The organism is Ancylobacter polymorphus, from assembly GCF_022836935.1.
Taxonomy (GTDB): domain Bacteria; phylum Pseudomonadota; class Alphaproteobacteria; order Rhizobiales; family Xanthobacteraceae; genus Ancylobacter; species Ancylobacter polymorphus_A.
In genome coordinates this window covers 1,104,985-1,126,355 of record NZ_CP083239.1, presented here as the reverse complement: position 1 = coordinate 1,126,355, position 21,371 = coordinate 1,104,985, and the positions used below count along the sequence as shown (strand labels likewise).

20 protein-coding genes are annotated in these 21,371 nt (G+C 69.9%); 10 read left to right on the top strand and 10 right to left on the bottom strand.

Annotated features, from left to right (window positions below; translation table 11 throughout):
- Positions 1–369 precede the first annotated feature (369 nt).
- From pnp to K9D25_RS05305, 3 genes are all read right to left on the bottom strand, one after another.
- Positions 370–2,526 (bottom strand): polyribonucleotide nucleotidyltransferase, encoded by a 2,157-nt coding sequence (gene pnp / locus K9D25_RS05315; protein WP_244379990.1) that lies wholly within the window; start codon positions 2,524–2,526, stop codon positions 370–372.
- A gap of 247 nt (positions 2,527–2,773) precedes the next feature.
- Entirely contained in the window at positions 2,774–3,043 is a 270-nt protein-coding gene (rpsO, locus tag K9D25_RS05310) for a 30S ribosomal protein S15 (RefSeq protein WP_244379988.1), read from the bottom strand.
- A 215-nt stretch (positions 3,044–3,258) separates the two neighbouring features.
- Positions 3,259–3,585, bottom strand: coding sequence for a nuclear transport factor 2 family protein (locus K9D25_RS05305; RefSeq protein WP_244379986.1), 327 nt, complete (start codon positions 3,583–3,585; stop codon positions 3,259–3,261).
- Between the two features lie 77 nt (positions 3,586–3,662).
- Here K9D25_RS05305 and K9D25_RS05300 point away from each other — a divergent pair, with 77 nt between their 5' ends.
- A complete protein-coding gene (locus tag K9D25_RS05300; RefSeq protein ID WP_244379984.1) occupies positions 3,663–4,034 on the top strand; it encodes a winged helix-turn-helix transcriptional regulator in 372 nt (123 codons plus the stop codon).
- 36 nt (positions 4,035–4,070) lie between these two features.
- Here K9D25_RS05300 and truB read toward each other — a convergent pair whose 3' ends face one another.
- The 6 genes from truB to rimP all read right to left on the bottom strand — a co-directional run bounded on the left by truB (position 4,071) and on the right by rimP (position 11,934).
- Entirely contained in the window at positions 4,071–5,078 is a 1,008-nt protein-coding gene (truB, locus tag K9D25_RS05295) for a tRNA pseudouridine(55) synthase TruB (RefSeq protein ID WP_244379982.1), read from the bottom strand.
- Positions 5,075–5,506: a 30S ribosome-binding factor RbfA gene (gene rbfA, locus K9D25_RS05290; protein ID WP_244379980.1), complete on the bottom strand. Its 432-nt coding sequence runs from the start codon at positions 5,504–5,506 to the stop codon at positions 5,075–5,077. The genes truB and rbfA overlap by 4 nt, the downstream gene beginning before the upstream one ends.
- 170 nt (positions 5,507–5,676) lie before the next feature.
- Positions 5,677–8,643, bottom strand: a complete 2,967-nt coding sequence (gene infB, locus K9D25_RS05285) for a translation initiation factor IF-2 (RefSeq protein WP_244379973.1) — start codon at positions 8,641–8,643, stop codon at positions 5,677–5,679.
- Between the two features lie 65 nt (positions 8,644–8,708).
- Positions 8,709–9,431, bottom strand: a complete 723-nt coding sequence (locus K9D25_RS05280) for an RNA-binding protein (RefSeq protein ID WP_244379971.1) — start codon at positions 9,429–9,431, stop codon at positions 8,709–8,711.
- A 41-nt stretch (positions 9,432–9,472) separates the two neighbouring features.
- A complete protein-coding gene (nusA, locus tag K9D25_RS05275; RefSeq protein WP_244379969.1) occupies positions 9,473–11,092 on the bottom strand; it encodes a transcription termination factor NusA in 1,620 nt (539 codons plus the stop codon).
- Positions 11,092–11,934 (bottom strand): ribosome maturation factor RimP, encoded by an 843-nt coding sequence (gene rimP, locus K9D25_RS05270; RefSeq protein ID WP_244379968.1) that lies wholly within the window; start codon positions 11,932–11,934, stop codon positions 11,092–11,094. The genes nusA and rimP overlap by 1 nt, the downstream gene beginning before the upstream one ends.
- A gap of 242 nt (positions 11,935–12,176) precedes the next feature.
- Here rimP and K9D25_RS05265 point away from each other — a divergent pair, with 242 nt between their 5' ends.
- Together K9D25_RS05265 and K9D25_RS05260 are read left to right on the top strand one after the other, a co-directional pair.
- On the top strand, positions 12,177–13,064 hold the full coding sequence (locus tag K9D25_RS05265) for a 4-(cytidine 5'-diphospho)-2-C-methyl-D-erythritol kinase (protein ID WP_244379966.1): 888 nt from the start codon (positions 12,177–12,179) through the stop codon (positions 13,062–13,064).
- A 19-nt stretch (positions 13,065–13,083) separates the two neighbouring features.
- Complete coding sequence (locus K9D25_RS05260; protein ID WP_244379964.1) at positions 13,084–13,407, top strand: YnfA family protein; 324 nt, start codon at positions 13,084–13,086, stop codon at positions 13,405–13,407.
- Positions 13,408–13,473: 66 nt separating this feature from the next.
- Here K9D25_RS05260 and K9D25_RS05255 read toward each other — a convergent pair whose 3' ends face one another.
- Complete coding sequence (locus K9D25_RS05255) at positions 13,474–14,493, bottom strand: polyprenyl synthetase family protein (RefSeq protein ID WP_244379962.1); 1,020 nt, start codon at positions 14,491–14,493, stop codon at positions 13,474–13,476.
- 240 nt (positions 14,494–14,733) lie between these two features.
- On the opposite strand from K9D25_RS05255, the gene K9D25_RS05250 reads away from it, so the two are divergent.
- From K9D25_RS05250 to K9D25_RS05220, 7 genes are all read left to right on the top strand, one after another.
- The gene (locus tag K9D25_RS05250) at positions 14,734–15,783 is read left to right on the top strand and encodes a rhamnan synthesis F family protein (protein WP_244379960.1); all 1,050 of its coding nucleotides are present in this window, start codon (positions 14,734–14,736) and stop codon (positions 15,781–15,783) included.
- A 54-nt stretch (positions 15,784–15,837) separates the two neighbouring features.
- On the top strand, positions 15,838–16,062 hold the full coding sequence (locus K9D25_RS05245) for a DUF2007 domain-containing protein (RefSeq protein ID WP_244379958.1): 225 nt from the start codon (positions 15,838–15,840) through the stop codon (positions 16,060–16,062).
- Positions 16,059–16,844 (top strand): tRNA1(Val) (adenine(37)-N6)-methyltransferase, encoded by a 786-nt coding sequence (locus K9D25_RS05240; protein WP_244379954.1) that lies wholly within the window; start codon positions 16,059–16,061, stop codon positions 16,842–16,844. Before K9D25_RS05245 ends, K9D25_RS05240 begins: the two co-directional genes overlap by 4 nt.
- A gap of 63 nt (positions 16,845–16,907) precedes the next feature.
- The gene (locus K9D25_RS05235; protein ID WP_244379950.1) at positions 16,908–17,825 is read left to right on the top strand and encodes a S49 family peptidase; all 918 of its coding nucleotides are present in this window, start codon (positions 16,908–16,910) and stop codon (positions 17,823–17,825) included.
- A gap of 38 nt (positions 17,826–17,863) precedes the next feature.
- Positions 17,864–18,058, top strand: a complete 195-nt coding sequence (locus K9D25_RS05230; RefSeq protein ID WP_244379948.1) for a hypothetical protein — start codon at positions 17,864–17,866, stop codon at positions 18,056–18,058.
- 96 nt (positions 18,059–18,154) lie between these two features.
- A complete protein-coding gene (locus K9D25_RS05225) occupies positions 18,155–19,357 on the top strand; it encodes an efflux RND transporter periplasmic adaptor subunit (RefSeq protein WP_244379946.1) in 1,203 nt (400 codons plus the stop codon).
- 4 nt (positions 19,358–19,361) lie between these two features.
- Positions 19,362–21,359, top strand: a complete 1,998-nt coding sequence (locus tag K9D25_RS05220; protein WP_244379944.1) for a MacB family efflux pump subunit — start codon at positions 19,362–19,364, stop codon at positions 21,357–21,359.
- The last annotated feature ends 12 nt before the right edge of the window (positions 21,360–21,371 follow it).

The window sequence follows — 21,371 nt, the reverse complement described above, 5'->3', positions numbered from 1 at the left end:
CTTGTGTGAAACGCGGGGGCGGGGGGCACGAGACAGAAGGGGCGCGGCGAGCGCCTTCGTCATCGAACATCCTTCGAGGCCGGCCTGCGGCCGGCGCCTCAGGATGAAGGTGTTCCAAGCCCGCGAAACCGGAAAGCCGTATGTGGAAGAGGGAAACAGGCCTGAAGCGCCGAGCGTTGGCAGGGCGATGACTCGCGAGCCACGTCATCCTGAGGTGCGCGCGCAGCGCGCCTCGAAGGATGTCGCCCGGCGCGTCCTTGCGGGCCGTTGCGCCCAAATGAAAACGGGGCGCCAAGGGCGCCCCGTTATTGTTCGGAGCTGGCGCCAAGGGCGCCCCGCTCAAAATCCTCAACCGCGTGAAGCGGCGGATCACTCGGCCGTGGCGGCCTCGCCATCCTCGGCCTTGGCCTTGGCTTCGAGGTCCTCGCCGGTCGCCTGGTCGACGACCTTCATCGACAGGCGGGTCTTGCCGCGCTCGTCGAAGCCGAGCAGCTTCACCTTCACCTTGTCGCCTTCCTTGACGACATCGGAGGGCTTGGCCACGCGCTCCTTGGCGAGCTGCGAGACGTGCACGAGGCCGTCCTTGGCGCCGAAGAAGTTCACGAAGGCGCCGAAATCGACGACCTTGACCACCGTGCCCTCATAGATGTGGCCGATCTCCGGCTCGGAGGCGATGGACTTGATCCAGTTCAGCGCCGCCTTGATCGACTCGCCCGAGGCGGAGGCGACCTTCACCGTGCCGTCGTCCTCGATGTTGATCTTGGCGCCGGTCTTCTCGACGATCTCGCGGATCACCTTGCCGCCCGAACCGATCACTTCGCGGATCTTGTCGACCGGGATCTGGATCACCTCGATGCGCGGGGCATGCTCGCCGAGCTCGGAGCGGGCGCCGGTCAGCGCCTTGCTCATCTCGCCGAGAATGTGGTGACGGCCATCCTTCGCCTGGGCGAGGGCGACCTTCATGATCTCCTCGGTGATGCCGGCGATCTTGATGTCCATCTGCAGGGCGGTGACGCCCTTGTCGGTGCCGGCCACCTTGAAGTCCATGTCGCCGAGATGATCCTCGTCGCCGAGGATGTCGGAGAGCACGGCGAACTTCTCGCCCTCAAGGATGAGGCCCATGGCGATGCCGGCCACCGGGCGGCGCATCGGCACGCCGGCGTCCATCAGCGCGAGTGAGGTGCCGCAGACGGTCGCCATGGAGGAGGAGCCGTTCGACTCCAGGATCTCCGAGACGGCGCGCAGCGTGTAGGGGAACTCGTGCGCGGGCGGCAGCAGCGGGCGGATGGCGCGCCAGGCGAGCTTGCCATGGCCGATTTCGCGGCGGCCGGGCGAGCCCATGCGGCCGGTTTCACCCACCGAGAAGGGGGGGAAGTTGTAGTGCAGCAGGAAGCGCTCCTTATAGGTGCCTTCCAGGCTGTCGATGAACTGCTCGTCCTCGCCGGTACCGAGGGTGGCGACCACGAGGGCCTGCGTCTCGCCGCGGGTGAACAGGGCCGAACCGTGGGCGCGCGGCAGAACGCTCGCCTCGGCGACGATCTGGCGGACGGTCTTGGTGTCGCGGCCGTCGATGCGGATCCCCTCGTCGAGGATGTTCCAGCGCACGATCTTGGCCTCGAGCTCCTTCAGCACCTCGGAGAGGGTCTGGGAGTCCGGCACGTCCTTGCCTTCGGCGGCGAGGGCGGCGTAATGCGCCTTGGCCTTCGCCTTGGCATTGCCGACCGCCTCGTAGCGGTCCTGCTTGCGGACGATCTTGTAGGCGGCGCGCAGATCGGCGTCGATCAGGGTGCGCAGCTCGGCTTCCAGCGCCGAATGGTCGGGAGCGGCGAAGTCGCGCGGCTCCTTGGCGGCCTTCTCCGCGAGGCGGATGATGGCGTCGATGACCGGCTGGAAGTGGCGGTGGCCGAACATGACCGCGCCGAGCATCACCTCTTCGGAGAGCTCCTTGGCTTCGGATTCGACCATCAGCACGGCGTCGGCGGTGCCGGCGACCACGAGGTCGAGCGCCGATTCCTTCAGCTCGTCGAGCGTCGGGTTCAGCACATATTCATTGTCGATGAAGCCGACGCGGGCGCCGCCGATCGGGCCCATGAACGGCACGCCGGAGAGGGTGAGGGCGGCCGAGGCGGCGACCATCGCCACGATGTCGGGGTCGTTCTCAAGGTCGTGCGAGAGCACGGTGACGACGACCTGGGTGTCGTTCTTGTAGCCTTCGGCGAAGAGCGGGCGGATCGGACGGTCGATCAGGCGGGAGACGAGGGTCTCCTTCTCGCTCGGGCGGCCTTCGCGCTTGAAATAGCCACCGGGAATGCGGCCGGCCGCGTAGGTCTTTTCCTGGTAGTTGACGGTAAGCGGGAAGAAGTCCTGGCCGGGCTTGGGCGCCTTGGCGGAAACGGCGGTGGCGAGCACGGTGGTGTCGCCATAGGTCGCGAGCACGGCGCCATCAGCCTGGCGCGCCATGCGGCCGGTCTCGAGGGTCAGCGTGCGCCCGCCCCAGTCGAGTTCCTCGCGGTGAATATCGAACATGTCTGTCTCTGGCTTTCCGAAGCGGGGCCATGGGCAAGACGGCGAGAGACTCGGGGGGCTTCACGGTGGCGAGGCCACGGACCCGTGAGTCTCCGGCGATCCTGCCATGGCGCGCCGCTTCACTATCGGTCGCGGCGAGCCCCATGCCCGCCGCATCATGCGTCTTCAGCGCGACGGGTCCTCCGCCCGCGCCGTCGTCAATGCGCACGAGGCCCGCGCCTTTCGGGCGCGAGCCTCGCGTCGTGCCTCAGCGGCGGATGCCCAGACGCTGGATCAGCGCCTTGTAGCGGGCTTCCTCGGTCTTCTTGAGGTAGTCGAGAAGACCACGGCGCGCCGACACCATCTTGAGCAGGCCGCGACGGGAGTGGTTGTCCTTCGCGTGGCCCTTGAAGTGGCCGGTGAGGTTGGTGATCCGCTCGGTGAGGATCGCCACCTGCACTTCCGCCGAACCGGTATCGCCCGGCTTGGTGGCGTATTCCTTGATGAGCTCCTGCTTGCGCTCGGGAGTGATCGACATCGGGCAAGTCCTTTCGTGACTTCAGGTGAAAGGCGGCGCCGGGCCGGGAAGGCCGGAAGGGCGCGCCGGGGTCCGCAGATTGGCCGGGCCGGGATGTCGTCCAGCGCGGTCAAAGAACTACGGTCGCGCGGACAGGGGGTCCGCGACGCGCCGGCACCATACACGAAAACGGCGCAGGTGCTAGTGGAAGCTGCGCCGGCGCCGCCCCGCGCTCCTCAGGGCGCGATCTCCAGAAGGGCGATATGCGCGCCCTCCAGCGTGAAGGCATAGCGCAGATCCACCGGGCTGCCGGGAAAAGTGCCGACGACATGCGCCGTCACGATGAGGCGCTCGCCATCCGGCTCCACGCCTATCGGCTCGCTGGTGTACTCATAGGAGGCGGAGGCCTGCCGCTTCCAGGCCGCGATGGCTTCCGGGCCGCGGTGAAGCCGGCCTTCGTCCTTCACCACGCCCTCCGGGGTGAAGCAGCGGGCGACGGCGGCGGGATCGTCGTGGTCGGCGCGGAAATAGGCGGCGATGGCGGGGGGAAGTTCGACACTCATCCGGGCGGGCTCCGATGGTGGCGGCGAGCGGGCGCCGCGCGGTTGCGGGGCCTCCGAGATGAGCTTACGCTAACCAAATGACAAGTACGCACGAAAAAGTAAGCCCATTACCCCAGAGTAAGTCTGCCGCCTATACGCGCGAATCGGCGGCCTCCGGCGTCGAACAGGCGCTGAAGCTGCTGGAAGGGCGCTGGAAGCTGGTGATCCTGTTCCACCTGTTCGGCGGACGGGTGCTGCGTTTTTCCGATCTGGAACGCGCCATCCCGGCGATTTCGCAGAAGATGCTGGCGCAGCAGCTGCGGCAGATGGAGGGCGACGGCATCGTCCGGCGCATCGTCTATCCGCAGGTGCCGCCCAAGGTGGAATATGCGCTCACCGAGTGGGGGCAGGCGCTGTGCCCGGCGCTTGACGCGCTGCTGTCCTGGGCGGCGGCGCGGCCGGCGGAATGAACCGCCCGCGCCTGCTTTTTCGATGAGGCGGTCCGCCTATTTCGCGGAATGGAAGATCCGCTTGGGGTGGATCTCGCCGGCCTCGGCCTCGCCGAGGGCGATGAGGCGGCCGCCGGCGGTGATGGCGACCGGGCCTTCCAGCACCGGCGCGTCGCGCCCGCGCAGGATGATCGGCTGGCCATGGGCGAGGCGGGCGGCATCGGACGAGGACACACGCAGCGCCGGCAGGCTGTCGAGGCCGATCTCCACCGGGCGCAGCGCGAACAGCGGCGGGGCGTCGTCCATGGATTCAGAGACTTCGCGTAGCTTCGCCAGCGGCACCAGATCCTCTTCGGCGAAGGTGCCGACGCGGGTGCGGCGCAGGGCGGAGATGTGGCCGCGCACGCCGAGCGCCCGGCCGAAATCGCGGGCCAGCGAGCGCACATAGGTGCCCTTGCCGCATTCCGCCTCGAACACGGCGTGGTCGGCGTCGGGCTGCTCGACCAGCTCCAGCGAATGAATGACCACGGTGCGGGCGGCGAGCTGCACCTCGATGCCGTCGCGGGCGAGATCATAGGCGCGCTCGCCATTGATCTTCAGCGCCGAATAGGCCGGCGGTACCTGCTCGATCTCGCCACGGAAGCGCGGCAGCAGGTCGAGGATCGCCTCGCGCGTCGGGCGCGCCTCGGAGGTCTCGACCGGCTGGCCCTCGCTGTCGTCGGTGTCGGTCTCGATACCCCAGCGCACGGTGAAGCGATAGACTTTGCGCCCGTCCATGACGAAGGGAACGGTCTTGGTCGCTTCGCCGAGCGCAATCGGCAGGCAGCCGGAGGCGAGCGGGTCGAGCGTGCCGGCATGGCCGGCCTTCTTGGCCTGGAACAGCCATTTCACCGCGCCGACCGCCTGGGTCGAGGTCATGCCGACCGGCTTGTCGAGCAGCACCCAGCCATCGACATCGCGCTTGGGCCGGCGCTTGCGCGGGGCCTCGCGGCCGGTCTCCACCGGCGCGGCCGGCGGCAGCTCGGCGTCCTCGGTCGGGTGGGCGGAATCGAGCGGGGCGCTCATGCCTCGTCCTCTCGGCTGTCAGGAGTGTCGGTGTCGGGGCCGTCGAGGTCGCGCTGCACCTGGGGCAGGCGCAGCAGCGCGTCGATGCGCGCGCCCTCCTCGAAGGAGGTGTCGATGCGGAAGCGCAGCTCGGGGACGAATTTCAGCTCGACGCGGCGGGCGATCTCGCCGCGCAGCGGCTTGGCATTGGTCGCCAAAGCCTCGATCGCCGCCTTCGGGTCCTTGCCGCCGAGCGGCATGACGTAGCAGGTGGCGATCTTCAGGTCGGGGCTCATCCGCACTTCCGGCACGGTGATCAGCACCTTGGCCAGCGCCGGATCGGGCAGGTCGCCGCGGGCGAGAATGTCGGAGAGGGCGTGGCGCACCAATTCGCCCACGCGCAGCTGGCGCTGGCTCGGGCCGGCGCCCGAACTCGCTTTGTTCTTCATGTCATCAAACCTTCAGGGCCCCGCCCGCATAAGGCAGCAAGGGGCCGACCGCGACCGGAGCGAACGGGCTTGGACCGCGCGCTCCCGTGGAAAGGCCGCGCCCGCGTGCGGGAGCGGCCTGAATGTGCCGTGAGCGGCGGCGTCGGCCGCCTGGCTCAGAGGGGCCCCGCTCAGAGGGTGCGCTGCACCACCTCGACGCGGTAGCACTCGATGACGTCGCCGGCGCGCATGTCCTGGTAGTTCTCGAAGGACATGCCGCATTCCTGGCCGGAATGCACCGTGTTGACCGCATCCTTGAAGCGGTTGAGCGTCGCCAGCTTGCCTTCGTGGATGACCACGTTGTCGCGGATGAGGCGGACATGCTGGCCGCGCTCGACGATGCCGTCGGTGACCAGGCAACCGGCAACCTTGCCCACCTTGGAGACCGCGAAGATCTCCTTAATGAGGGCGTTGCCGAGCATGGTCTCGCGGTTGACCGGGGCGAGCAGGCCACCCATCGCCGCCTTCACGTCATCCACGAGGTCGTAGATGATGTTGTAGTAGCGGATCTCGATGCCGGCACGCTCGGCCGCGTCACGCGCTTCCTTGTTGGCGCGCACGTTGAACGCGATGATCGCCGCGCCGGCCGTCTCGGCCAGCGTCACGTCGCTCTCGTTCACGCCGCCGGCGCCGGAGTGGATGATGCGGGCCTGCACCTCGTCGGTGCCGAGCTTCTCCAGCGAGGAGATGATCGCTTCGACCGAGCCGGACACGTCGCCCTTGATGATGAGCGGGAATTCCTTCCGGCCGGTGGTCTTGGCCTGGCTCATCATCTGCTCCAGCGAGCCGCGGACGGTGGCGGAACGGGCCGCCGCCTTCTCGCGCTTCTGGCGCTGGCGATAGTCGGTGATCTCGCGGGCGCGGGCTTCGTTCTCGACCACGGCGAGGCGGTCGCCCGCCTCCGGCGTGCCGTTGAAGCCGAGCACTTCCACCGGGAAAGATGGCCCGGCATCGCTGACATTGTTGCCCTTGTCGTCGATGAGCGCGCGCACGCGGCCCATCTCGGCGCCGGCGACGACGATGTCGCCGACATGCAGCGTGCCACGCTGCACCAGCACGGTGGCGACAGGACCGCGACCACGGTCGAGCTTGGCCTCGATGACGGTGCCTTCCGCGTCGCGGTTGGGGTTCGCCTTGAGGTCGAGCACTTCCGCCTGCAGGCTGATGAGCTCCAGCAGCTTGTCGAGATTGGTCTGCGCCTTGGCGGAGACCTCGACTTCCAGCGTGTCGCCGCCGAGGCTTTCGACCTGAACCTCGTACTGCAGCAATTCGCTGCGCACGCGCTCGGGCTTGGCGTCCGGCTTGTCGATCTTGTTGATCGCCACGATCAGCGGCACCTTGGCGGCGCGCGCGTGATTGATGGCCTCGACCGTCTGCGGCATGACGCCGTCATCGGCCGCCACCACCAGCACCACGATGTCCGTCACCTTGGCGCCGCGCGCACGCATCGCCGTGAAGGCGGCGTGGCCGGGCGTGTCGATGAAGGTGATCTTGCCGCCGAGCGGCGAGGTCACCTGATAGGCGCCGATGTGCTGGGTGATGCCGCCGGCCTCGCCGGAGACGACATTGGCCTTGCGGATGGCGTCGAGCAGCGAGGTCTTGCCGTGGTCGACATGGCCCATGATGGTGACGACCGGCGGACGGGTCTCGAGGTTCTCCTCGGTGTCCGCCGTGTCAAACAGGCCTTCTTCCACGTCCGATTCGGCGACGCGGCGCACGCTGTGGCCGAGTTCCTCGGCGATGAGCTGGGCGGTGTCGGCGTCGATCACGTCGGTGATCTTCACCATCTGGCCCTGCTTCATCAGCAGGCGGATCACGTCGACCGCGCGCTCGGCCATGCGGTTGGCCAGCTCCTGAATGGAGATGGTCTCCGGGATGGTCACTTCGCGGGCGATCTTTTCCTTCGCCTCGACATGGCGATGGCCGCTCATGCGCTGGGTGCGGCGGCGGAACGAGGCGACGGAGCGCTGACGCTCGTCATCCGCCGACTGGGCGTTGACGACGGTCAGGCGGCCGCGGCTCTTTTCCGGGCCGGCGGTGCGGGTCGGCTTGGCCGGAACGGCGGGACGCGCGGGGGCGCCACCGGGGCCACGACGGGCCGGACGGCGATCGTCCTCCTCGGCATCCATGGCGCCGCGCGGCGTGGCGACACGCGGCGCGCCGGGAGCGGCGGCCGGCGTCTGCGACGGGCTGGCGGGCGTGGCAGCGCGCGAGGCCGGGCTCGCCGAGGCGGCGGCCGGCTGGTCCTCGCCGAAGCGCTTGCGCGCCTCCTGCTCGGATTTCCGCTTGGCTTCCTCTTCGAAGGCGCGGCGCGCGTCTTCCTCGCGCTTGCGGGCCTCGGCGGCCTCGCGCTCGACCTTTTCGCGCGCCTCGCGCTCGGCGCGGCGGGCGGCTTCGATCTCGGCGCGCTTGCGATCCTCGACCTCGCGGATGCGGGCATCCTGCAGGGCGGCGGCGCGGGCGCGGGCCTCCTCTTCCGTCAGCGTGCGCAGCACGACGCCACCCGGGCGGCTGCCCTGCGGCGCCGGACGGGGGCTGGAGAGATTCGCGCCCGGGGAGGGCTGGGTGCGCAGCGCCGGCCGGCCGGACGAGCCTGCCGACGTGCTCGACGCCGGGGCGCTGCCCGCCGGGCGGGCGGGAGCGCTCGCGGCCGGGCGTGCAGGGGCGCTCGTCACGGGGCGTGCCGGTGCGCTCGCGGCCGGACGGGCCGGCGCGGGGGCCGCCGTCGCCGGTGCCGGTGCGGGTGCCGCTGCCGGTGCGCTCACCACCGGACGAGCCGGCGCGGCGGCAGCCGCCGGGGCGCTGGGAGCCGGACGTGCGGGCGCGGCCGGAGCGGCCGGAGCCGGACGGGCCGCCTGCGCGGCGGGCGGTGCGGATGCCGGCGGCGAAGCGGGTGCGGCCGGGGTCGGCGCCTCGGGCTTGTCGCCCGGGCCGAGCACACGGCGCTTCACCTTCTCCACCACGACGGACTTGGACCGCCCATGGCTGAAGCTCTGGCGGACGACGCCCTGCTCGACAGGTCGCTTGAGCGTGAGGGTGGTCTTGCCACCCTGTCCGACGCCCATCGTCTTCTCGCCCGGGTTCTTCGTATCGGTCATTCGGTATCCGTTCCTGTACCTTCCCGCCTCATGCGGGAAGGCCCCACTATCGTCGGCCAGCCTGCTTATTCCGCGCGCCAGCCTTCGAGCCGTTTCATTCGCGCGAGGAACCCCGCGCTCGTCGGATGCGCGAGCAGCGCAGCATGTACCACATTTGCCCGCCCAAGCGCCAAGTCCAATTGTGTTCCCGGAAGGCTGCCGATGCGGGCAATTTCCCGTCCGTCAGCCTCGCCGATCCGCCGTGCCAGCGCGTCGAGCTTTCCCACCCCGTCCGGGGCGGCTTCGCTCGCATGCACAAGCACCGCGACCTTCCCGCTCTGCAGCGCCTCGATCACCTTGGCGTTGCCCGTCACCACCTGCCCCGCCTTCTTGGCGATGCCGAGGGAGGCGAGCGCATCCTTTTCCAGGAGCTGGCCGACGAGATCGGACAGTTCCGGGCCGGCACGTCCCTTGCCCTTGAAGGCGCGGGAAAATGCCTTCCGCTTCAGCGCCTCGGCCAGCACGGCACGCCGTGCGGTGAGCCAGGCGCCACGCCCGGGCAGCCGGGCGTGAATGTCCGGCACCACTGTGCCGTCCGGCGCCACGACGAAGCGCAGCAAGTCTTCCACCGGCCGCACCGTCCGGCTGGCGATGCACAGCCGTGTCAGCGCGCGGCCCGCATCCGGCAGGCCGGCATCGGTGAGCCCCACATCCGCCTGATCGGCGTCGGTGAAGCCCGTTTCGGGGCCGGTGTCCGCCGGTGCCGCCCCGTGGGGGGCCGTCTCCTGCGGGGCCGTCTCGTCCGTCACCGTCGTCTTCCCTTCGGTCGCGCCGCCCTCGGCCCGGCCGCTCAGGCCTCGGCCTCGCCGGCCTCGTCCGCCTCGGCGTCGATCTCATCCTCGGCCGGGCCGGCGAGTTCCTCGGCGGTGATCCAGCCGGCCTTGACGCGGGCCTGCATGATCAGCTGCTCGGCGTCCTCGCGGGACAGCTCGAAGCCTTCCAGCGCGCCGGCGACGCGGACGGTTTCGCCGTCCTTGCGCTCGGTCCAGCCGGTGAGGTCGTCGGTGGCGCAGCCGGCGAGATCCTCGACCGTCTTGATGTCGTTCTCGCCGAACGCCACCAGCATGGGCGAGGTGACGCCCGGCACGTCGCGCAGCGCGTCCTCGACCCCGAGTTCGCGGCGGCGCGCGTCGAAGGCGGCTTCCACCTGCGCCAGATGGGCGAGGGCGCGGTTCTGCAGTTCCTGCGCCGTGTCCTCGTCGAAGCCCTCGATGCTCGCCAGTTCGTTCAGCGGCACATAGGCGATTTCCTCGACCGAGGCGAAGCCTTCCGAGGCCAGCAGCTGGCCCATCATCTCGTCGAGGTCGAGCGCCTCGGCGAACATGGTGGTGCGCTCGGCGAAGTCCTTCTGCCGCCGCTCGCTCTCTTCCGCCTCGGTCATGATGTCGATGTCCCAGCCGGTGAGCTGGGAGGCGAGGCGCACATTCTGGCCGCGGCGGCCGATGGCGAGGCTTAGTTGGGCATCCGGGACCACAACTTCAATACGTTCGCGGTCCTCGTCGAGCACCACCTTGACCACTTCGGCCGGGGCGAGGGCGTTGACGATGAAGGTCGCGACATCCGGCGACCACGGAATGATGTCGATCTTCTCGCCCTGCAGCTCGTTCACCACGGCCTGCACGCGCGAGCCGCGCATGCCGACGCAGGCGCCGACCGGGTCGACCGAGGAATCGCGCGAGGTGACGGCGATCTTGGCGCGCGAGCCGGGATCGCGGGCCACCGACTTGATCTCGACGATGCCGTCATAGATCTCCGGCACTTCCTGCGCGAACAGCTTGGCCATGAACTGGGGATGGGTGCGCGAGAGGAAGATCTGCGGCCCGCGCTGCTCGCGGCGCACGTCATAGACATAGGCGCGGATGCGGTCGCCGGTCTTGAACACTTCGCGCGGCAGCAGCTCGTCGCGGCGCAGCGAGGCTTCGCCGCGGCCGAGATCGACGACGACATTGCCGTATTCGACGCGCTTGACCGCGCCGTTGACGATTTCGCCGATGCGGTCCTTGAACTCGTCATACTGACGGTCGCGCTCGGCCTCGCGCACCTTCTGCACGATGACCTGCTTGGCGGACTGCGCGGCGATGCGGCCGAAATCGAAGGGCGGCAGGGTGTCGGCGATGGAATCGCCGATCTGTGCCGCCGGGTTCAGCCGGCGCGCGCCGATGAGGTCGATCTCCACCGCCGGGTTGTCGACCTGCTCGACAACCAGCAGGTGGCGGGCGAGGCGCAGCTCGCCGGTGCGCGGGTTGATCTCGGCATGGATGTCGGTCTCGGCGCCGTAGCGCGAGCGCGCGGCCTTGGCGATCGCATCTTCCATCGCGGCGATCACGATACCCCGGTCGATCGTCTTTTCCCGCGCGACCGCGTCGGCGATCTGCAGGAGTTCAAGCCGGTTGGCGCTGACGACGGCCATCAGTGCGTCTCCTTCGCATAGGATTTGCGTTTGGCGTTGGATTTCTTGCCGGGCTTGGCCGCGCCCTTGGGCTTCAGCATCGGCTTGGATTTCTGCTTCACCGGCATCTTCTTCGGCGGAATGACGCGCGGGGCGATGCCCTCGCCGCCGACGAACATGTCGTCGTCGCCGTTCGCGTCGTCATCCCCGTCGAACGGCACGTCGCCGAGATCGGCGGTGTCGATGTCGTCTTCCTCGATGCCCGCGCCCTCGCGCAGCGCCTTGTCGCGGCGCAGCGCGTCGCGGATCAGCGCCTCGGTCATAACGAGCCGGGCGTCGCCGATGTCGGCGATGGGCAGAGCGACGGTGCCGGGCGCATCGGCCGGGGCGTCCGGCAGGCGCACCAGCGCGTTCGGGCCTTCGGCGCCGGCGAGGATGCCACGGAAGCGCTTGCGCCCTTCATGCGGCACGGCCATCTCGATCTTCACATCATGGCCGGCCCAGCGCTGGAAATCGGAGAGCCGCACCAGCGGCCGGTCGATGCCGGGCGAGGACATTTCGAGATTATAGGCGCCGGAAATCGGGTCCTCGACATCGAGCACCGGCGAGATGGCGCGGCTCGCCGCCTCGCACTCATCAATGCCGAAGGAACCGTCCGGGCGTTCGGCCATGATCTGCAGGGTCGGCGGGCTACCGCCGGAAATCTTGGCGCGCACCAGGCGGAAGCCGAGCCCTTCCAACACCGGGCCGACAATGGCGGCGACACGGGCGGCGGGGCCAGCCTCGATGACGAGACGCGGCTCGTCGAGCCGGCCCTCGGGCGGGGTGGTCGCGTCTATGGCGTGGGCTTCGGTGTCGCTCATCGTCCTCGTCGGATCGCCTGACGATCCGCAATGCAAAAAGAGCGGGCTCCGCCGGCGGAACCCACTCTCAACCGACCAGATGATCGTTTGTGAGATCGTTGAATGCGCTGCTTATACAGCCAAAAGGCGGTGTTGCGCAAGTCGGACCCTGCGGCGGCCTCCGGCGGCGGCGGTGCGCCGGCCTTCCTTGCCGCCACGGCCCTCGCTTGCCGCCGGCCGGCGCGCGTCGCATAAGCGGGGCCATGCGAGCCGATCCGCCGCCCTCCGTCCTGCTGCACGAACGCGCGCCCGCCAAGGTGAACCTCACCTTGCGGGTGCTGGGCCGGCGCGCGGATGGCTATCACGATTTGTCGAGCGTGGTCGCTTTTGCCGGTGCCGGCGACCGGCTGGCGCTGAGGCCAGGCGCCGAGCTGAGCCTCGGGCTGGAAGGGCCCGGCGCGCCGGTGCTGGCGGGGGAGGCGGACAATCTGGTGCTGAAGGCGGCGCGGGCGCTGGCGGCGCGTGTGCCGGGGCTGCGTCTCGGCCGCTTCACCCTCGCCAAGAGGCTGCCGGTGGCGGCGGGGCTGGGCGGCGGCTCGGCCGATGCGGCGGCGGCGCTGCGGCTGCTGGCGCGGGCCAATGGTCTCGCCGTCGACGATGAAAGGCTGTTCGCGGCGGCGCTCGCCACGGGTTCGGACGTGCCGGCCTGCCTCTATGGCCGCTCCTGCCTGATGGCCGGGCGCGGCGAGGTCCTTACCCCGCTCGCCTTGCCGCGCTTCGGCGCCGTGCTGGTCAATCCGCGCGTCGCGGTCGCCACCGCCGCGGTGTTCCGCGCCCTGGCGCTGGCGCCCGGCACATCGCGGGACGCAGGTGGAGCCGCCTTTCCGTCCGCGCCGTCGCGGGCGGCGCTGCTGGACTGGCTCGCCACGGAGCCGAACGACCTCGAGCCGCCGGCCCGCATGCTGGCCCCCGTGCTGGGGGATGTCGAGCGGGCGCTGGGCGCCACGGCGGGCGCGCGGCTGGTGCGCATGTCCGGTTCCGGCGCGACGATGTTCGCGCTCTATGACGATTGCCGCGCCGCCGCCGCCGCCGCGCGGCAGGTGACGGGCGCGCATCCGGGCTGGTGGGTGAAATCCACCGTGCTGGGCTGAGCGGGGCCAAGGAGCAACGATGCACACCGCCCTGTTCTTCGCCCTCGCGGCCCTGCTGGAAATCGCCGGCTGCTTCGCTTTCTGGGCGGTGATTCGCAACGGGGCGAGCGCGCTGTGGCTGGTGCCGGGCGGGCTCAGCCTCCTCGCCTTCGGCGCGGCGCTGACGCAAGTGGACGCCGCCGCTGCCGGGCGGGCCTTCGCCGCCTATGGCGGGGTCTATGTCGCGGCGTCGCTGGTCTGGCTATGGGCGGTGGAAGGCTTCCGCCCCGACCGCTGGGACCTGATGGGCGGGGCGATCTGCCTCGTCGGCGCGGCGCTCATCCTCTACGCGCCGCGCGGCTGATCATTTCACTGTTTGTCGCGTTTTCTTCACGCGAACCGGTGTCCACTTCGCTCGAAAACGCTCTGTTCAGCGCACGCGGGCGACGCAGAAATCCACCACGTCGAGCAGCGCCGCGCGGGCCGGGCTGGCGGGGAAGACATCGAGCGCCTGCTTGGCGGCGGCACCATAGGCGCGGGCGCGCTCCACGGTCTGGGCGATGGCGCCATGGCGCACCAGCAGGCCCATGGCCTGTTCGAGGTCGCCCTCGCCGATCTCGCCGCGCTCCAGGCAGCGGCGCCAGAAGTCGCGCTCGCCCTCGTCGCCCTGGCGCACCGCCAGCACGATGGGCAGCGTGATCTTGCCCTCACGGAAATCGTCGCCGACATTCTTGCCGAGATCGGCCTGCGAGCCGCCATAGTCGAGCGCGTCGTCGACGAGCTGGAAGGCGATGCCGAGATTCATGCCGTAGGCGCGGCAGGCGGCCTGCTCTTCCGGCGTGCGGCCGGCCAGTACCGGGCCGACCTCGCAGGCGGCGGCGAAGAGTTCGGCCGTCTTGCCGCGAATCACCGCGAGATAGGCTTCCTCATCCGTGCCGATGTTCTTGGCGGCGGCGAGCTGGGCGACCTCGCCCTCGGCGATGACGACGGCGGCGGTGGAGAGAATGTCGAGCGCCCGCATATTGCCGACCTCGATCATCATGCGGAAGGCCTGGCCGAGCAGGAAGTCGCCCACCAGCACGCTCGCCTCATTGCCCCACAGCATGCGGGCGGCGAGCTTGCCCCGGCGCATCTCGCTGTCGTCCACCACGTCGTCGTGCAGCAGCGTTGCCGTGTGCATGAACTCCACCGAGGCGGCGAGCTTCACCGTGCCGTCGCCCTCATAGCCGGAGAGCGCGCCCGTCGCGAGGGTGAGCATGGGGCGCAGGCGCTTGCCGCCGGACGAGATCAGGTGCTGCGCCACCTCCGGGATCATCGTCACCTCGGAGCCGGTGCGCGAGAGGATCAGCGCGTTGACGCGGTCCATGTCGGCGCGCACGAGGCTGACGATGCCCTCCAGCGAGGCGTCGGTCGGGGTCGCGGCGGTAGCGAAGGAGTAGGCGACGGACAAAGGGGGCTCCCTCAGCAATGGCGACGGCGAGCGCCGGTGCGCGTGCAACCCGACGGGTTCTCATAGCTTACCCGGCCGGAAGGTGAAAGTTTTCGTCGAGCGACCTTTTCCGGTCCGCGCGGCCGGGGTTGCGCGGCGGTGTGTCGTGCCGTTGCGGCATCGAAACGCGCTGTTGCGGAGATAACGCCGATTTGCCAGTAATCGCCATCCGTCGTTTTGCGTGGGGTCCCGGGCTTGGCCTTGGTTTCAAAAGTCCGCAAGGAGCTTGGACGCTGGCGCGCCAAGCTGCGCAGCACCCCGTATCTGTTTCTCGGCGCCGTGCGGCGGCGCGAATATGATGCGAGCCGCCACGAACGCGTGAGGGTGACGCAGGGGCGGCAGCCGATTGCCGATGAGGTCGCCATTCTGGTGATCTTTCCCCGCGACGGCATCCCCGCCTCCACCCTTGCCACGCTGGCGCATTTCGCCCGCAACGGGCTCGCCTGCGTCGTCGTGTCCAACGCCCCGCTGCGCGACGAGGACCGCGCGCGGCTGGCGCTTGATACGCATCTGGTGATCGAACGGCCCAATATCGGCTATGATTTCGGCGGATTCCGCGAAGGCATTCTCACCCTGTTCGAGCGCGGCGTGCGCCCGCGCCTTTTGGTGGTGATGAATGACAGCCTGTGGTTTCCGCTGCGCACAGACTGCGATGCGCTGGCGCGCTGCCGGCAGGCACCGGAAGACGTGTTCGGCTTCCTGCTCAATGGCGTGCCGCGCTTCGGCGTGAGCCGGGACTATGTGCAGTCCTATTTCCTGCGCTTCTCGCCGCGCCTGCTGGCGAGCGCGGAGTTTCTCGCCTTCTGGCGCGACATGCCGCTGATCGACAACAAGCATCTGGTGGTGCGGCGGCTGGAGCGCGGCCTGTCGCGCCACTTCGCCCGCCGGGGCTATACGCTGGGCGCGCTCGTCCACTGGCGCACGGTGATCGACCGGCTGATGGCGCTGGACGACCCGGACAAGCTCGCCCGGATCTTCGCCTATCAGTGCCAGCTGAACCCGAAGGACGCGGCCAAGCTCAAGCCGCTGATCGCCAAGGGCTGGTCGCCGCTGCGCATCCGCGACGCGCTGGCGCGCCCGATCCGCCGCAAGCGGCTCTTCGCCTCCTTCCCGATGATGCACCCGGAATTCGTGCTGGAGCTCGGCTTCCCCGCGCTGAAGCGCAAATTGACCATCCAGTACCGCGAACTCGTCCGCCTCGGCCTCGATGAAGGTTTCGACCCCGCCGTGCGCGCCGAGATGCGCCAGTGACGCCGCCCGCACGGGTCGCTTGCCAGCCGGCCGGCTTGCTGCCTCATATGGGCGATGCGTGAAATCCTGCGGACCAATGACATCGTCCTCCTCTCCGCCATCGCCGCCCTGCTCGACAGCGCCGGCATCGGTCATCTCGTGCTCGACCAGCATATGAGCGTGATGGAGGGCTCGATCGGCCTGCTGCCGCGCCGGCTGCTGGTGGAGGACGAGCGCGAAGGCGAGGCGCGCGCGCTGCTGGACGGCGCCGGCTTCGGCGCCGCGCTCGTCGCGCCATGAGCGTCGGCACCGAGGCGGCGCCGGCCGGCGACGCCCTGACCGACGACGCCTTTCTCGGCGGGCGGCTGCAGCTGCTGCAACCGCCGCGCGGCCATCGCGCCGGGCATGACGCCATGCTGCTGGCGGCGAGCGCGCCGGAGGCGGCGCGCGTGGTCGATCTCGGCGCCGGGGTTGGCGCGGCGGGCCTTGCCTATGCCGTGCGGGTGCCGGCGGCGCAGGTGACGCTGGTCGAGATCGTGCCGGAACTTGCCGGCCTCGCCCTCCGCAACGCCGCCCGGCAGTCGCCCGACCTGTCGGGGCGGGTGCGGGTGGTCGATGCCGATGTCGCCACGCTCGGCCGTCCCTCCGGGCCGCCGGAGCCGCCCGCCCGCGCCGCCGATCTCGTGCTGATGAACCCGCCCTTCAACGATCCCGCCCGCCACCGCCTCTCGCCGCATGCGGGCCGCGCGCTCGCCCATGCCATCGCCGATGCCGATGTCACGATCTGGCTGCGCGCGGCGGAGCGGCTGCTCGCCCCCGGCGGGCGGCTGGCGCTGATCCACCGGCCGGAGGCGATCGAGGCGCTGCTGGAGGGGCTGAAGGGCCGTTTCGGTGCCGTGACGATCCGCCCGGTGCATCCCGGCCCCGGCGCACCGGCGCACCGGCTGCTGATCGGTGCGGTGAAGGGCCGGCGCACGCCCCCCGCCTTCCTGCCCGGCTTTGTGCTGGCGGACGAGGCCGGCCGGCCAAGCGCGGCGGCGGAACAGGTGCTGCGCGAGGGGCGTGCGATCGGCCCCGGCTGACGCTGCGTCACAAGCCTGCGCGCGGTCATTGAGCAAATGCGGAACCCACCCTATCTGTAGCGTATGGCCACTTCATCCTTCCTCTCCGACCTTCGCCGCCGCCTCGATCCCTTCCTGCCCGCCAAGCTGCGCGGCGGCACGCCCGTGGTGCCGGTGGTGCGGCTCACCGGGGCGATCGGCATGGCGAGCCCGTTCCGCCCCGGCATCACCTTCGCCAACACGGCGCGGGCGCTGGAGCGCGCCTTCGCGGTGAAGGGGGCGAAGGCGGTGGCGCTGGTGATCAATTCGCCCGGCGGCGCGCCGACACAGTCGCACCTCGTCTACAAGCGCATCCGCGCGCTGGCGGCGGAGAAGCAGCTGCCGGTGATCGCCTTCGTCGAGGATGTCGCGGCCTCGGGCGGCTATATGCTGGCCTGCGCGGCCGACGAGATTGTCGCCGACGATTTCGCCATTGTCGGTTCCATCGGCGTGGTCAGCGCCGGCTTCGGCTTTCCCGCCGCGCTGGAAAAGCTCGGCATCGAGCGCCGCGTCTATACCGCCGGCACCCGCAAGGTGATGCTCGACCCGTTCCAGCCGGAAAAGCCGGAGGATGTCGAGCGGCTCAAAGCCCTGCAGCAGGAAATCCATGCCGCCTTCGTGGCGCTGGTGAAGGCGCGGCGCGGTGATGTGCTCTCGGGCGATGACGACACGCTGTTCTCCGGCGAATTCTGGGCGGCGCCGCAGGCGCAGGAGCTGGGCCTGGTCGACGCGCTCGGCGATCTCAGGGGCTTTCTGCGCGCCCGCTATGGCGAGAATGTCCGCACGCCCCTGATCGAGGTGAAGGCGGGCCTGTTCGGCCGCCGCTCGCCCGGCGTGGGTGTGGGCTTGGGCGTCGCGGCCGCGCTGGGCGAAGGGCCGGCAGCGGAGATCGGCGCCGGGGCGGCGCAGGCCCTCATTTCCGCCGCAGAGGAACGGGCATTATGGGCCCGCTTCGGGCTCTGACGCCCGGCAGACGCTCGGAAATCACCCGGAAAACGTCGATGCCGCCTTTGTTCATTCTTGCCCTCGGTGCGCTCGGCACCGCTGCCCTCGCGAAGGTGCTGGCGCGTGAATCGCGCCGGGTGAATGCCGAGCTCGACGCCCAGCGCCGGGCGGAGAAGGCTGGCACGCTCGACCCGCGTGCGACGCTGCGCCGCGACCCCGCCACGGGCGAGTACCGGCCGAACGATTCCTGAGCGCGCCGGGCGGCTTGTCGCCTCATCATTACCGCGAATTCACTTTGTTCGCCGGGACTTGGGTCTTACGCCTGAGGCCGAGGAGGACCGGGCGACATGCTGCAGAAGGCGGAAACAGGCTGGACGGGAGAGAGGACGACGCGTCGACGGCGCCGTCGCCGCTGGCCGTGGCTGCTCGCCGCCCTGCTGCTGGCCGGCGCCGGCTATACCGCCTACACCCGCGTCGAGACGCCGGCGGCGGCGCCAGCCTTCCAGACGGCGGTGGTCGCGCTCGGCGACATCGAAACCAGCGTCAACGCCATCGCGAAGATGCAGCCCAAGACCTATGTCGATGTCGGCACGCAGGTTTCCGGCCAGCTGCGCACCATCCACCCCGATGTCGGCGACATGGTGAAGAAGGGCGACCTTCTCGCCGAGATCGACCCCACCGTCTACCAGACCCGCGTCGCCGGCGACCGCGCCAGCCTCGAAAATCTGCGCGCCCAGCTGGCGCAGGCGCAGGCGCAGCTCACCCTCGACCGGCTGCGCAACGAGCGCGCCCAGCAATTGCTGAAGAACCAGTCCGGCAGCAAGGACGCGGCCGACGCCGCCGAGGCGACCGAGCGGATCAGCGAGGCCAAGATCGACGCGCTGAAGGCGCAGATCGCGCAGACGCAGGCGACGCTCGACGGTGACCTCGCCAATCTCGGCTACACCAAGATCTACGCGCCGATGGACGGCACGGTCGTTTCCATCACCGCCCGCGAGGGCGCCACGCTGAACGCCAACCAGTCCGCGCCCATCGTGCTGCGCATCGCCGATTTGCAGACCATGACGGTGACGGCGCAGGTGGCGGAAGGCGACATTCCGCGCATCACCGTCGGCACGCCGGCCTCGTTTTCCACGCTCGGCCTGCCGGAGCGGCGCTGGCGCGGCACGGTGCGGCAGATCGAGCCGACGCCGACCATCGTCAACGACGTGGTGCTCTACAATGTGCTGATCGACGTGCCGAACGACGACCTGATGCTGATGACCGACATGACGGCGCAGGTGTTCTTCCGTCTCGGCGAGGCCAAGGGCGTGAAGCTGGTGCCGACCCCGGCGATCCGCACCGCCCGCGATGGCAGCCAGAGCGTGCGGGTGCTCACCCCTGAGGGGCCGCAGGAGCGCGCGGTGAAGACCGGCCTGTCCAACCGCAGCCAGACCGAGATCACCGAGGGGCTCCAGCCCGGCGAGACGGTGATCACAGGCACCAACGCGCCGCCGGCGGCAGCGCGGCCCGGCGGTGGGCGTCCCCCCATGCCGCCGCGCCTGGGCTGAGCCGATGAGCACCAGCGCCACCCGCAGCGCGCCCGGCGCCGTGCCCGCGCGGCCCGCGCCGCCGGAGACGCCGATCATCGAGCTGGTCGAGGTGAGCCGCATCTACCCCAATGGCGAGAGCGTGGTGCGGGCGCTCGACAAGGTGTCGCTGGCGATCCAGCCCGGCGAGTTCGTCGCCATCATGGGCCAGTCGGGCTCCGGCAAATCGACGCTGATGAACATTGTCGGCTGCCTCGACCGGCCCTCTGGCGGCCTCTACCGGGTCAATGGCGTCGATGTGGAGGATCTGGGACCGGACGAACTGGCGGAGCTGCGCTGTTCCACCTTCGGCTTCGTGTTCCAGCGCTACAATCTGCTGCCCAGCCTGACGGCAGCGGAGAATGTCGCCATTCCCGCCATCTATGCCGGGATGGGGCGCGAGGCGCGGGAGGAGCGGGCGCATGCGCTGCTCGCCCGGCTCGGCCTCGGCACGCGCAGCGAGCACCGGCCGAACCAGCTTTCCGGCGGCCAGCAGCAGCGGGTCTCCATCGCCCGCGCGCTGATGAACGCCGCGCCGGTGATTCTCGCCGACGAACCGACCGGCGCGCTCGATACGCGCTCCGGCGAGGAGGTGCTGGCGCTGCTCGGCGAGCTGAACGCCGAGGGCCATACGGTCATTCTCATTACCCATGATCCCGATGTCGCCGCCCATGCCCGGCGCGTGGTGCGCTTTCAGGATGGGCGCATCGTCTCCGACGAGCGGCGGGAGGACGAGCCTTCCCGCACGCCGCTGCCCGGCACCGGCCCGGCGCGGCGCGGCGGGCTGGCGCGCTTCCTGCCGGACCTCGCGGAAGCGGTGCGCATGGCGATTGCCTCGATGACGGCGAACCTGTTCCGCACCGCGCTGACGCTGCTGGGCATCGTCATCGGCGTCGCCTCGGTCATCACCATGCTGGCGGTGGGCGATGGCGGCAAGCAGAGCGTGCTGGAGCGCATCTCGCAGATCGGCACCAATCTGCTCATCGTCCGCCCCGGCGCGCCGGGCATCCGCACCGCCGGCGACAATGCCACGCTGCTGCCGGAGGATGCCGAGGCGCTGCGCAGCATTCCCGGCATCGACGCCATCGCCCCCGACCGTTCCGGCCGCTACACGCTGCGCTACGGCTCGCTCGACTATTTCACCACCGTGACCGGGACCTCGCCCGACTATCTCGCCGCCCGCGACTGGACGCTCAGCCGCGGGGTGATGTTCACGCAAGCCGATATGCGCGCCTATGCGCCGGTCGTGGTGCTGGGTCAAACCGTGGCACAGAACCTGTTCGGCGCCGACGATCCGCTCGGGCGCTACATATTGGTCAAGAACGTGCCCTATGAGGTGATCGGCGTGCTCGCCCCGCGCGGCGCCAATGCTTTCGGCCAGGACCAGGACGATGTGGCGCTGGTGCCGCTCTCCACCGGCTTCGTGCGGGTGTTCGGCCGGCAGTTCCTCAACTCGGTCACGGTGAAGGTGGGCAATGCCGACGAGATTCCCCGTGTCGAGGCGGCGATCACCCGCATCCTGACCGAGCGCCACCAGGCCGAGGACTTCCAGGTCCGCAACACCGCGCAATTCCTGGAAACGGCGATGGAGACGCAGAACACGCTCACCCTCGTGCTCGGCTGCGTCGCCGCCATCTCGCTGCTGGTGGCCGGCATCGGGGTGATGAACATCATGCTGGTCAGCGTGACCGAGCGCACCCGCGAGATCGGCATCCGCATGGCCACGGGCGCGCGTATGAGCAACATCATGCTGCAGTTCAACACCGAGGCGCTGGTGGTGTGCTCGGTCGGCGGGGCGGTGGGCGTCGGGCTCGGCCTCGCCGCCGCGCTGGGGGTGGAGTGGATGGGCGCCACCATCGTGCTGTCGCTCATGCCGCCGCTGCTCGCCTTCGGCTGCGCCTTCCTCACCGGCCTCGTCTTCGGCTATCTCCCCGCGCGCAAGGCCGCCGGGCTCGATCCAGTGGTGGCGCTGGCCTATGAGTGAACGGGCTGCGTG

Coding starts and splice junctions, on each gene's coding strand:
- pnp (WP_244379990.1), bottom strand. CDS start 2,526: ATGTTCGATATTCACCGCGAGGAACTCGACTGGGGCGGGCGCACGCTG.
- rpsO (WP_244379988.1), bottom strand. CDS start 3,043: ATGTCGATCACTCCCGAGCGCAAGCAGGAGCTCATCAAGGAATACGCC.
- K9D25_RS05305 (WP_244379986.1), bottom strand. CDS start 3,585: ATGAGTGTCGAACTTCCCCCCGCCATCGCCGCCTATTTCCGCGCCGAC.
- K9D25_RS05300 (WP_244379984.1), top strand. CDS start 3,663: ATGACAAGTACGCACGAAAAAGTAAGCCCATTACCCCAGAGTAAGTCT.
- truB (WP_244379982.1), bottom strand. CDS start 5,078: ATGAGCGCCCCGCTCGATTCCGCCCACCCGACCGAGGACGCCGAGCTG.
- rbfA (WP_244379980.1), bottom strand. CDS start 5,506: ATGAAGAACAAAGCGAGTTCGGGCGCCGGCCCGAGCCAGCGCCAGCTG.
- infB (WP_244379973.1), bottom strand. CDS start 8,643: ATGACCGATACGAAGAACCCGGGCGAGAAGACGATGGGCGTCGGACAG.
- nusA (WP_244379969.1), bottom strand. CDS start 11,092: ATGGCCGTCGTCAGCGCCAACCGGCTTGAACTCCTGCAGATCGCCGAC.
- rimP (WP_244379968.1), bottom strand. CDS start 11,934: ATGAGCGACACCGAAGCCCACGCCATAGACGCGACCACCCCGCCCGAG.
- K9D25_RS05265 (WP_244379966.1), top strand. CDS start 12,177: ATGCGAGCCGATCCGCCGCCCTCCGTCCTGCTGCACGAACGCGCGCCC.
- K9D25_RS05260 (WP_244379964.1), top strand. CDS start 13,084: ATGCACACCGCCCTGTTCTTCGCCCTCGCGGCCCTGCTGGAAATCGCC.
- K9D25_RS05245 (WP_244379958.1), top strand. CDS start 15,838: ATGCGTGAAATCCTGCGGACCAATGACATCGTCCTCCTCTCCGCCATC.
- K9D25_RS05240 (WP_244379954.1), top strand. CDS start 16,059: ATGAGCGTCGGCACCGAGGCGGCGCCGGCCGGCGACGCCCTGACCGAC.
- K9D25_RS05235 (WP_244379950.1), top strand. CDS start 16,908: ATGGCCACTTCATCCTTCCTCTCCGACCTTCGCCGCCGCCTCGATCCC.
- K9D25_RS05230 (WP_244379948.1), top strand. CDS start 17,864: ATGCCGCCTTTGTTCATTCTTGCCCTCGGTGCGCTCGGCACCGCTGCC.
- K9D25_RS05225 (WP_244379946.1), top strand. CDS start 18,155: ATGCTGCAGAAGGCGGAAACAGGCTGGACGGGAGAGAGGACGACGCGT.
- K9D25_RS05220 (WP_244379944.1), top strand. CDS start 19,362: ATGAGCACCAGCGCCACCCGCAGCGCGCCCGGCGCCGTGCCCGCGCGG.